Origin of the sequence: Legionella tunisiensis, assembly GCF_000308315.1 — a bacterium.
Classification (GTDB): Bacteria; Pseudomonadota; Gammaproteobacteria; order Legionellales; family Legionellaceae; genus Tatlockia; species Tatlockia tunisiensis.
Genome location: NZ_CALJ01000001.1, coordinates 1 through 10,547, shown reverse-complemented (window position 1 = coordinate 10,547; position 10,547 = coordinate 1). Strand labels below are relative to the sequence as shown.

The window sequence follows — 10,547 nt, the reverse complement described above, 5'->3', positions numbered from 1 at the left end:
CCCGGGGATCAACGGTTCTAGCACGCCAGGTCATTAACGCGGGTAAAAGCAATAAGAGAATGACACAGCAAACTCCTGCATAACTGAGTGCATGGAGGTAAATACCGGGATTAATTAATACAATTGCCAACGGTGGGAGAAAGGTTAGTATTAAAGTCCATTTACCCTGTAACCCGGTTCTTTTCAGCGTCAGACCATCCGCTAAAAAATCAAATAAGCCAATGGATACCCCTAAAAAAGCAGTTACCATACAAATCGAAGTAAAAAAGCCGAAAAAGCCAGTAATCCACTGATTTTGCACGGCATTGCTCAATGCATTGGTCAGGCCGCTTGTAGCATGGTCATTCGTCATGAGCGCCAATAGGCCATCACTGCCTTCTCGCTGCACCACACCCATGATGACTGCATCCCAAAGAATGTAGCAAGTCAAGGGAACCAGTGACCCGAGAAGAATAACCTTACGTAACGCATGAATATCATCATTAAAATATTCGCGCAAACTCGGTACGATTGAGGCAAAACCAAAGGAGGTGACTAAAATCATTAAACTACCTGTAATTGCTTTGATTGAGCCACCTCGAAGGCTACTTAGATCCACGTGTGGGCTGATGATAATAACCAATAGCAAATACACACCAAGTTTGCCAAACATAAGGCCACGATTAACATAATCAACGGCTCTAATCCCAGCATAGACTACTAGACTAAATAACAGGGTAAACAACAAGGAGGTTGACCAGGTAGGGAGAGTCATATGGGCTTTTTGCAGTAAACCATTAAAAACATCACTACCGCCGGAAATATAGGCGGCCAACAGTGTGTAGAGAAGAAAAAGATAAGTGATCCAGGCAATAATTTGGCCTGGTTTTCCAAGGGTAAATTTTGCCATTGACACCATATTGGAGCCAGCTGGTAAACGTAAATTTACTTCTAGAATAAGCAAGGCACCAACGGTCATAACCAGCCAGCACATAATCAAGAAAAAATTGAATTGGTAAAGCCAACCTCCGCCGTCGATACGGGAAGAGCCAGCATTCCTCCTCCGATTGAGGTGCCAACGATTAGCAATAGACCACCAATGAATTTCGAGTCAGGCATGGTCACATCCATTTTGTTTAAAATTAAAACAATATGATAAATTAAAATACCTTCTAAAGTCAACGGTATCGTAGATTTCATACATGAACTAACTAGATTAACCCACTAATTGCCAAATTGCATTAATAAGTAATACCAACGAAGAGGCGATCACTATCCATTGGACTAGTTTCCCACCAGGGACTTGGTAGCGGCTCGGAAATTTTTCCTGCCATACAAGGTCATTAATGCTGGTAGCAGTAGTAATAAGATAACGCAAAAAATGCCGGCGTAACTTAGAGCATGAATGTAAGCACCAGGATAATAAATGACAATGAGCAAAGGGGGAATGAACGTAAGTAGAAACAGACCGAAACCTTGCTTACCTTCTTGCGCCATGTTTAAGCCATCTGCCAGGAAACTAATAAGGCAAAGTGAGACTCCAAGAAAAGCAGTCAGCATACAGATGGAAGTAAAGAAATTAAATAAAGAGCTAATTACACTATTTTGTACCGTATTGGACAGTGTAGTTGCCAGGGCGCTCGTGGTATGTTCGTCATGCATCAGTGCTACTAAACCATGGTCGCCATTAGCAGCGAGGCTACCCATAATGACAGCATCCCAGGCTAAATAGCATAAAAGCGGAATAAGTGAACCGATTAATACTACCTGTTTGAGTGTTTTGATATCGTCATTAAAGTAGTCTCGCAAATTAGGTACGATGATCGCAAAGCCAAAAGACGTGATCAAAATCATTACTGTACCCGTGATATATTGGAAATGACCGCCTTGAAAGTGAGTAAAATTAATATGAGGCGTGATCAGCACAATAAGAATAAAATAAACTGCTAGTTTGCCAAACATTAAACCGCGATTAAGCAAATCCACGCGGCGGATCCCACCGTAAACCACCAGGCCAAAAAGGATAGTGAACAAAGTGCTTGCCTGCCATTCATTGATGGGAACATTGATTTTGCTGAATAAATTGCCAAAGACGTCAGCCCCTCCTGAAATATAAGCAGCCAACAGGGTATAGAGCAGAAAAATATAACTTAGCCAAGCAACGAATAAACCTGGTATGCCAAGCGTTGCGGCAGCCATAGAAACCATGTGTTTACCGGGCGGCAAATAAAGATTGGCTTCCAAGATAAATAACGCCCCGAGGGTCATGATTGCCCAGCAGAGCAATAAAAAAGGGAGGACTGCCAAAAGCCGGTCGCTGCATTCGCTACAGGCAGGGCAAGCATGCCGCCACCAATAGACGTACCGACAATAAGAAGTATTCCACCAATAAATCTGGATTTCATAAATACACCTACCAGTTACTGGGCGCGTATGGTAGTAAAACTACTTGAAAACGCCTATAAAGGGAGCAGGTTGAGCCTGCGCAACCGAACAATTGTTAAACCACTGTATTTCCAGGCGGCGATTTTGAGCACTGCCACGTACAAGCTGGTTGTTTGCAACAGGGTTCTTATCACCATAACCCTCTGCGATCAACCGTTGTGAAGGAATACCATTAGCCCATAAAAAGGTCAACATGGTTTCAGCTCGGGCTTGCGACATTTTTCGTTTATAGTCGCGCGAACCCACACCATCAGAAAAACCTGCGACATAAACGGGACAGTGCTGAGGATACATTTGTATCAATTTGATGATGCTGTACAAACCTGGATAACAAAGTTCGTTGAAACGTGCACGGTTAAAGACGAAATATTTATCAGTAGGGACTATGAGCGTTAGTGTATCGCCATATTCAACAAACTGGATATCGAATTTTTTAGCTCATTAATAACGGCGCGTCGACTCTCTTTATTAAGCCCTACGAGTGCTCCCACTGCCGCACCTGCTGCTGTTCCTACCCCTACAGGTCCGGTTGCTGCAGCAACAGCAACGGTTCCAGCCAAAGCACCTTGGCTGGCAGGAATATAGGTACGGTTATAGGGTTTGAAATTGTTATAGGGTGGGCGGTAGCAGCCACTCAAAGCAAAAGTCAATAAACTAACAAAGGCCAAGCGCCCAAGAGAGCTCTTGTGTGACATTCCCGCTCCTTTAATAGAAGAATTTTTCCATTATTAAGCATCCCTCTCTATTTCGCAATCAACAGTTGCTGGAATAATTTGTTAAGTTAAAAATAGTTTTATAAACACTACGCAATTCTGCTCTGATTGGTTATAGTGGTTTAGATAACGCTTTTACAATACCCCTAACTTATTTATGGTTACTGAGAAAAAAATTTCTTTCCCCTTGGCTTTGGGTGCTTTAGGGGTCGTTTTTGGCGATATTGGTACTAGTCCCCTGTATGCCATGCGTGAAACCTTGAGTGGTTTACCAATCAATTTGGTAGAAGTGCTTGGTGTTCTATCGCTAATTTTCTGGTCATTGATTCTTGTTATTTCCATTAAGTATTTAGTCATCGTTTTTCGCGCGGATAACGAGGGTGAAGGCGGCGTTCTGGCTTTATTGGCTCTACTCAAGCAAAAAAACGACACATGAATCTCTTTTCTATCTCTTAGCTATTTTTGGCGCTGGTCTTCTCTTAGGCGATGGTATGTTAACGCCGGCAATTTCAGTTACTAGCGCCATAGAAGGACTTAAAGTCATCGCACCTCAGTTTGATGATTTCATTATTCCTTTGTCCTGTACCATTCTGATTTTACTTTTATTATGCAGTCGAAAGGTACTGGAAAAATTGGTGCTGCCTTTGGACCCATGATCCTGATTTGGTTTGTCACCATTGGTACCTTGGGAGCCATACACATTTTTGATAATCCTGTCGTGTTGAAAGCGCTCAATCCTTACTATGCTTATGATTTTTTACATACGAATGGTTTAAGAGGGTATTTCTTGCTTGGAGGCGTTTTCCTGGTAATGACAGGTGGTGAAGCGCTCTATGCTGATATCGGCCATTTTGGTAAAAATCCCATTCGCTATAGTTGGTTTGGCATTGCTTTACCCGGTCTTCTATTAAATTATTTTGGTCAAGGTGCGCATTTACTTGAACACCCGGAAGCCATCGAAAATCCCTTTTATATGCTCTCTCCTGATTGGTTCTACATACCTCTTATACTCATAGCTACTATTGCTACGGTAATTGCTTCACAGGCGGTAATTTCAGCCACTTTTTCCTTAACCAAACAGGCGGTCTTATTAGGTTTATATCCACGACTGCCCATTGTGCAAACCTCAAAAGAACATATGGGACAAATTTATATCCCACAGATGAATTTTGTTTTATTGGTTGGTACTTTATCACTCATCTTTATTTTCAAAAACTCAAGTGGCATGACTCATGCCTATGGTATTGCCGTTAATTTAGATATGTTATTGGTTACCACTATGGTTGCTTATGCTGCGAGCAATGTATGGCGTTGGTCTTTGCCTCGCATTATCCTGGTTTTTACTCCTTTTATGTTTATTGATTTGACTTTCCTGGGTGCCAACGCTCATAAATTCTTAACAGGTGGTTGGGTTCCAGTCTGTTTTGCTTTAGTTGTTGCTTTCATCATGTATACCTGGAACTTAGGATTGCAATATTTAATTCATAATTTTTATATGCAGAAAGAAGATATTTCTAAAATTATCAAACAATTACATTACAAATCCCTTAATCAATTATCAGGATTGACGGCTATCTTCATTACCGATATTTACGATCGCAGTGGCGGTAGTTTTCTCCATTTTCTTAAATTAAGCCTCGCTGTTCCAGAAAATATATTGATAGTAAATTACATAGTAGAAAACAAACCGCATGTGCATTACAGCCAGCGTTTTGAAGTAAATCCACTGGATAAGAAAATTTGTCAGTTAACGTTGCATTACGGATTCATGGATAATATTTCTATCCCGCATGCTTTAACAATGGCTAATGAGAAGGGTGTATTACCTTTTGAAATGAATGTCGAGGCTGCAACTTATCTTGTTGAGGTGCCTAATGTTGTGGCCTCGCGGGAAAGAAAGACGCTGATGTTTTTTGGCAAGAAAAGTTGTTTGCTTTTCTAATGCGGAACTATTCTGCAAACCTAAATATTGATTTTTATAAATTACCTTATAACCGTACCATTGCTATTGGCAGCTATTGTATTATTTAAATTTACAACCTTGCTGGTTTTTCATGCCAGCAAGATTGAGAGCGATCGTTCTAGGCGGATATACCACAGCTATTAGTCAGAGGGGTTTTGGGTACAACGATTTGTACGTTGATACCTTTGATCGTGGGGCTTTTCTCGTGTGCTTCTTTGAGATAATCAATCAAGGAAACATCAACGACTTTATTATAAATTGACGACGCTTGTCGAAAGGTAAGTACCCCTTTTTTCCAAAATGCAAAGCCCAAATGAGATACATTCAAATTGGTACCAATTTGTTCGCGAAGATTCCAGTTGGGTCTTACGATTTCAATAATTGCTCCGTCAGGTATTTGAGCAAACAGATATTGGTTGGGTTCACCTTTTGCGTTAAACAAGCTAGTCAAGGGTATGTATGGAAGTTCAGCATTGGTTCTCGGTAATTTGCTCCCTCTGCTTTTCAGTTCGGCCAATCGCTTTGTCTGTTCTTCTTTATCCTGTGATTGCAAGCGGATGGTTGCCAGGGTGAAATGTTGGTACCAGGAAGGTTTATCAATCAAAGCCTTGGCTATTTTGGCAACAGGAACTTTGTTTTTATCTAGAAAGGACTCAGTGATATCTTTGACAAAACCCTGACGCTGATTGTTTAGGTTCCAATCCAGCTCGGTAAAATGATTGCGAGTGATGTAGCTAACCTGCCCATTATTATGGTAGCGCAGTTTGCTCAGACATTGTTTAAATCCTTTCGTGTCATTAGCTAGTGCCAAGGCCAGTACTGTCGTTACATAAGTTTCACAGTCAAAGGCATCTGTCCGATAGCGAGGTTCTTGATCAAAACGAGCATGGCTGCCTTCGCCGAGAGCGCCAAGGACATAGGGTTTGCCTAAAAATTGAGCGCTGATAGTATCAAGCCTGGACGTCATATCAGATTTCTGCATCTCATTCAGGCTGTGATATAGTTGGTTTATTGTTTCAATGGCCTGTTGTTGTTTGGGGTGAATAGCTGCATTGGTATTGAATGATAAAAGACTCAGACAACCAATCCAAACAATAGATGTTGTTATTTTTAGACATTGGTAAACCCTATTCATAACGTTCCTCATTCGTGTGGAGTACATATTTTAACCTATGACGTTGTTGAGGTACAAGAATGCTTAATGCTATATGGCTGGGAATGATTTTGCTTTCTGTCGTTGTCGGAGTAATCCAGGGACGTATTGAACAAGTTGTTCATGCAGTGACGGATTCTGCAAAGCTTGGTTTTGAGATTGCTCTGGGGTTAACGGGTATCATGGCTTTATGGTTAGGTATTATGGCCATTGCTTCAGAATCAGGCTTGGTTGATCGTTTTGCCAAACTACTACGGCCGGTAATGCGTCCTTTGTTTCCTGATGTCCCGGTTGATCATCCTGCCATGGGAGCGATGATACTTAATATCTCGGCTAATATATTAGGACTCGCCAATGCTGCTACACCGTTCGGTTTGCAGGCTATGAAAGAGTTGCAGCGTTTGAATGAACAAACGCAAGAAGCGAGTGACGCTATGTGTACCTTTCTGGCGATTAATACCTCAAGTGTGCAACTGATTCCGGCTACTGCAATTGCTTTTCTTGCTGCAAATGGCAGTACGCATCCCAGTAGTGTGATTTTTAGCTCATTGGTTGCAACGTCTGTTTCAACCCTGGTTGCGATTATCGCGGTTAAACAACTCGCTAAATTACCTAGTTACCGAATTAAAGAGATGAGTAGCATCAATGAATAATTTTGCCAATCAATTGTCTAACTGGATCTTCCTTGCTTTTGTTGTTGGGATACCTTTGTACGGTGCCCTCAAAAAATTAATGTTTTTGACGCCTTTGTAACTGGTGCCAAACAGGGATTTGATACCACTGTCAGCATTATTCCTTATCTTGTCGCAATGATAGTTGCTATAGGTATGTTACGTGCCTCCGGTTTTTTGAGTTGCTTGGCAGTTTGCTTGCACCGGTACTGTCCGCCATTGGTATGCCAACGGAGTTACTCCCATTAGCCCTGATTCGCCCTTTTTCTGGAAGTGCTTCGACTGGAATAATGGCTGAATTAATCCATGAGCATGGAGGTAATTCACTGATTGCCAAGACTGCCGCAACGATGATGGGAAGTACAGAAACAACCTTTTATGTTGTTGCTGTTTATTTTGGCGCAGTCGGTATAAAGCGTACAAGACATGCGATTCCGGCTGGTTTATTGGCAGATCTCGCGGGTATTATTGCGAGTGTGGCTATTTGTCGTTATCTTTTTGCTTGATTCGCTTTATGCTCTCTTTTTGTATTGATGAACTATAATCGACCAATAGAGTTGTCTTAATGGGTGATTCATATGTCCAAAAAAGTGAAAAGAGAAGGCTCCCAGCTAAAAACAAAACTTTCTTCCGAAGAGTTAAAAATATCTCTGGGGGTCGTAAGCCTGGCATTGATGTTAAGCCTGGTAGCAACCAAAATCCTGCAGTCGCCCCAGTAGTGCCTAGTACAGCCACAAAACAAGAGTACGGTAGTATTGTCGGTGTTGTCGAGGATATAGCTAATTTTCCCAGTAGTCAGAGTAGCATGATGGCTGTTTTGTCGAATGAAAAATTAGTGGAAGATTTTACTAAGTATGGACCTCAATTGTATGTGCGGATTAATTTAATCAAAGCAGATACACCCAGTCATTATAAATGGACTGCCTCGAAGGGGCCTAATATGATTGTGACAAACGGTACTTTATGCACAGCAGATATTATTACTAAAAAAAGCCTCCTATTAGTTTGCTTATACCGGCGATCAAACGATTTTTAGGGATAGATTAATGAATTATGATATTACTAAATTGTTTTATCGTATAAACAAAACACCCAATATTTTGCAGATGGAGTCAGTTGAATGTGGTGCAGTCGCTTTGGCGATTATGGCCGATGGATTCCTCTTGATGTCTTACGTAATGATTGTGGCGTTTCTCGTGATGGCAGTAGAGCCGACAATATTTTTCGAGCAGCAGAAAAACATGGTATGGAGGTTAATGCTTACAGTATTGAGCCTGAAGAGATCGTACAATCTCACTTACCAGCAATCATTCATTGGGAGTTTAACCATTTTGTGGTTCTCAAAGGAGCAAGTAAACACCATGTCTATATTAATGCTCCGGCCTATGGAGCACGTGTTTTAACATGGAGTGAGTTTGATGAGGGTTTTACAGGCATTATCCTCGAGTTAGTACCAAGTCCTCAATTTGTTAAATCTGGCCATAGACCTAAAGCGTTACCCAGTTTATTGAGCCGGCTACGAAGTTCTATACCGGCTGTTATTTTAATCGTACTTGTAACATTAGCATTGGCAATTCCGGGGATTGCTATTGCAGGACTGAATAAATAAACAAAAATGATGCAAATTTATAAAGCTTCAAGGTGGGCATCAGGCTATGCGGCGTGGTTTATTAGGGCCTTTACTGGCAAGAGCCGCCCTTTCAAAGTGCTTTAACTGGGCTAATAACATGCTGCTCTTCGCTTTAAAAGTAGCCATTTCTCTGGCGGGAACAGGTAATCCGCGTGGTAAATCAACTGTGGTAGGATTTTTTGGTTGTCTATTGATATGAAATTCATAATGGCAATGTGGGCCTGTCGCCAATCCGGTTTGTCCTACATAGCCAATAATTTGCCCACGCTTGACATAAGTTCCTCTGGATAACCCTTTTTGAAATTTCAGCATATGGCCATAAATTGTACTGTAAGTTTTGTTATGGCTTATCTTTATCATATTGCCATAACCACTCTGACGACCAATAATTTCAATACGGCCACTACCCGTTGCAGTTATTGGAGTACCAATTGGAGCTGCCAAATCAACGCCTTTATGAGGACGCTTATAATGCAAAATAGGATGAGTTCTTGATAGGCTAAACGTTGAGCTGATATGACTGAAGCGAAGCGGGTATCGATTGAACGCCTTTTTAACCCCGTCCCTTGAGGGGAATAATACTCTGAATTCCCTGCTCTATCTGTATGGCGAATGGCCTGATAAGTTTTGCCGCGATTTTTATAACTAACAGCAATAATATCCCCCGTGCCAACTACTTTATCTTCAATATAGAACGCGTTATAGATAATAGTAAATTGATCGCCTGCCCGTACTTCTTTGGCAAAATTGATATCCCAGGTAAAAATTTCAGTCATTTGCTGAATGAGTTTATATGGAATGTTATTTCGTTTGGCGGTGCCATATAGCGAACCGCGTACAGTTGCGGCTACGTAATGGTTGTAACTATTTATCTTGCGCGAGTTCACTGTGCTTTTATAACGTGTCCCTTCTTTAGAAACGACTAAATACTGGGTTTCACTAAAAGGCACTATCATTTTTTGCAGAGTTTGCTTTTTGATCAAAAATTGTAATTGCTGATTTTGCTTGAGATGAGTGAGTGCTCTGGTATGTGGATTATCGCGAATGATTGCTTGTAATATTTTCGGACTTAACCCCAAGCGATTAAAGACAGTAGTCAGTGAATCACCACTCTTGGTGATGACAGTTTTCCACTCATTTTCTGGTGCAGGTGCTGCTGGTGCCTGGGTAGGCGCAACGGGATTTGGCTTTGTTGCTGCCGATGCGTGTTCGGTCGTTTTAGAGGGTTGTGCTGCTACCTTCGAAGTATTCTGTGCTGATTTGGCTGGTGTTGCTATGGTTTTGTTTTGAGTTCGCACGCTGGCGGCTGCTTGTCGTACAGCAGTGACTGGAATAGAACTGGGCTCTTCCAATTCTGGTACTGATAAACGGCTCTCACTGTAACCAGTTCTGTGCTTGTGAGAGAATGTCTTGACTAAAATAAAAGGCAGAGAAAAAGCGATCACCAAGGCAATAAGTGCCAGTAATTTTGATGGCTTTGCAGAATTTTCTAATGAGACATTGGGTCGTTGATCCATGTTTCGCCTTTACTACTGTCATCCTGGAGAATGCTGTTATTAAAATGCTACAGTAAATTTATTTACAGTCATCTTCTGGTCCTGACCGCTTAGTTAAGGTGCCTCAACCCAATCAATAGATTGATGAATCAGTCACAACTAGTCATTACCACTTAAGCTTTAATACTTCTAATCTCTTCTGATTATCTATACTCTAGCGAGAAGAGAATAACCGGGCTAAGATACTCGCTGTAGGATGTTAGGTCAATCATTAAAAATAAGGTTTTGTTGTTATGATAATCGAAGAATCAGTGTGTAGCGAATTAAAACGTGGTTGTGAAGAGGTACTTCCAGAACAAGAGTTGGAAAAAAAATACAAAAAAATCAGCCACTAACAATTAAAGCAGGCTTTGATCCTACTGCTCCTGATCTTCATTTAGGACATACTGTTTTGCTCAATAAATTGCGTCAATTTCAATTAGTCGGTCATAAGGTAA

10 protein-coding genes and 5 pseudogenes are annotated in these 10,547 nt (G+C 41.3%); 8 read left to right on the top strand and 7 right to left on the bottom strand.

The annotated features are described in order from the left end of the window. The 4 genes and pseudogenes from BN58_RS20610 to BN58_RS32160 form a co-directional block, all read right to left on the bottom strand. Positions 1–1,098, bottom strand: a pseudogene (locus BN58_RS20610) (amino acid permease); the annotation flags it as partial. Positions 1,099–1,195: 97 nt separating this feature from the next. Further along, positions 1,196–2,384: pseudogene (locus BN58_RS20605) on the bottom strand (amino acid permease). A 40-nt stretch (positions 2,385–2,424) separates the two neighbouring features. Then, complete coding sequence (locus BN58_RS32165; protein WP_232220204.1) at positions 2,425–2,745, bottom strand: OmpA family protein; 321 nt, start codon at positions 2,743–2,745, stop codon at positions 2,425–2,427. 71 nt (positions 2,746–2,816) lie between these two features. Continuing rightward, positions 2,817–3,119, bottom strand: coding sequence for a hypothetical protein (locus BN58_RS32160; protein WP_232220203.1), 303 nt, complete (start codon positions 3,117–3,119; stop codon positions 2,817–2,819). A 175-nt stretch (positions 3,120–3,294) separates the two neighbouring features. Between BN58_RS32160 and BN58_RS20595 the strand changes: the two are divergent. The 3 genes and pseudogenes from BN58_RS20595 to BN58_RS37330 form a co-directional block, all read left to right on the top strand. Next, positions 3,295–4,605 (top strand): annotated as a pseudogene (locus tag BN58_RS20595) (KUP/HAK/KT family potassium transporter); the annotation flags it as partial. Further along, positions 4,585–5,079 carry a KUP/HAK/KT family potassium transporter gene (locus BN58_RS37335; protein ID WP_408605432.1) on the top strand — a complete coding sequence of 165 codons (495 nt, stop codon included), beginning with the start codon at positions 4,585–4,587 and terminating at the stop codon, positions 5,077–5,079. The pseudogene BN58_RS20595 and the gene BN58_RS37335, both read left to right, overlap by 21 nt. Then, complete coding sequence (locus BN58_RS37330) at positions 5,079–5,168, top strand: hypothetical protein (RefSeq protein ID WP_408605431.1); 90 nt, start codon at positions 5,079–5,081, stop codon at positions 5,166–5,168. Before BN58_RS37335 ends, BN58_RS37330 begins: the two co-directional genes overlap by 1 nt. Before the next feature lie 50 nt (positions 5,169–5,218). Here BN58_RS37330 and BN58_RS00030 read toward each other — a convergent pair whose 3' ends face one another. Next, a complete protein-coding gene (locus tag BN58_RS00030) occupies positions 5,219–6,235 on the bottom strand; it encodes an N-acetylmuramoyl-L-alanine amidase-like domain-containing protein (protein ID WP_019215081.1) in 1,017 nt (338 codons plus the stop codon). A 59-nt stretch (positions 6,236–6,294) separates the two neighbouring features. On the opposite strand from BN58_RS00030, the gene BN58_RS00025 reads away from it, so the two are divergent. The 4 genes and pseudogenes from BN58_RS00025 (at position 6,295) to BN58_RS00010 (ending at position 8,533) form a co-directional block, all read left to right on the top strand. Next, positions 6,295–6,906 (top strand): nucleoside recognition domain-containing protein, encoded by a 612-nt coding sequence (locus BN58_RS00025; protein ID WP_019215080.1) that lies wholly within the window; start codon positions 6,295–6,297, stop codon positions 6,904–6,906. After that, positions 6,899–7,430 (top strand): annotated as a pseudogene (locus tag BN58_RS36690) (spore maturation protein). Before BN58_RS00025 ends, BN58_RS36690 begins: the two are co-directional and overlap by 8 nt. 59 nt (positions 7,431–7,489) lie before the next feature. Beyond that, positions 7,490–7,960, top strand: coding sequence for a hypothetical protein (locus BN58_RS00015; RefSeq protein ID WP_026069147.1), 471 nt, complete (start codon positions 7,490–7,492; stop codon positions 7,958–7,960). A gap of 84 nt (positions 7,961–8,044) precedes the next feature. Beyond that, complete coding sequence (locus tag BN58_RS00010) at positions 8,045–8,533, top strand: cysteine peptidase family C39 domain-containing protein (protein WP_026069146.1); 489 nt, start codon at positions 8,045–8,047, stop codon at positions 8,531–8,533. A gap of 39 nt (positions 8,534–8,572) precedes the next feature. On the opposite strand, the gene BN58_RS32145 is transcribed toward BN58_RS00010, so the two are convergent. Both BN58_RS32145 and BN58_RS20585 read right to left on the bottom strand, forming a co-directional pair. After that, positions 8,573–8,998 (bottom strand): M23 family metallopeptidase, encoded by a 426-nt coding sequence (locus BN58_RS32145; protein WP_019215078.1) that lies wholly within the window; start codon positions 8,996–8,998, stop codon positions 8,573–8,575. Continuing rightward, the gene (locus BN58_RS20585; protein WP_232220199.1) at positions 8,971–10,071 is read right to left on the bottom strand and encodes a hypothetical protein; all 1,101 of its coding nucleotides are present in this window, start codon (positions 10,069–10,071) and stop codon (positions 8,971–8,973) included. The genes BN58_RS32145 and BN58_RS20585 overlap by 28 nt, the downstream gene beginning before the upstream one ends. A 272-nt stretch (positions 10,072–10,343) precedes the next feature. Here BN58_RS20585 and BN58_RS29390 point away from each other — a divergent pair. Further along, a pseudogene (locus BN58_RS29390) lies at positions 10,344–10,547 on the top strand (tyrosine--tRNA ligase); the annotation flags it as partial.

What these genes read in the sequence shown, in the direction of transcription:
- BN58_RS00030 (WP_019215081.1), bottom strand. Translation starts at nt 6,235, where the DNA reads ATGAATAGGGTTTACCAATGTCTAAAAATAACAACATCTATTGTTTGG.
- BN58_RS37330 (WP_408605431.1), top strand. Translation starts at nt 5,079, where the DNA reads ATGCGGAACTATTCTGCAAACCTAAATATTGATTTTTATAAATTACCT.
- BN58_RS00010 (WP_026069146.1), top strand. Translation starts at nt 8,045, where the DNA reads ATGTGGTGCAGTCGCTTTGGCGATTATGGCCGATGGATTCCTCTTGAT.
- BN58_RS37335 (WP_408605432.1), top strand. Translation starts at nt 4,585, where the DNA reads ATGTATACCTGGAACTTAGGATTGCAATATTTAATTCATAATTTTTAT.
- BN58_RS00025 (WP_019215080.1), top strand. Translation starts at nt 6,295, where the DNA reads ATGCTTAATGCTATATGGCTGGGAATGATTTTGCTTTCTGTCGTTGTC.
- BN58_RS32160 (WP_232220203.1), bottom strand. Translation starts at nt 3,119, where the DNA reads ATGTCACACAAGAGCTCTCTTGGGCGCTTGGCCTTTGTTAGTTTATTG.
- BN58_RS00015 (WP_026069147.1), top strand. Translation starts at nt 7,490, where the DNA reads ATGGGTGATTCATATGTCCAAAAAAGTGAAAAGAGAAGGCTCCCAGCT.
- BN58_RS20585 (WP_232220199.1), bottom strand. Translation starts at nt 10,071, where the DNA reads ATGGATCAACGACCCAATGTCTCATTAGAAAATTCTGCAAAGCCATCA.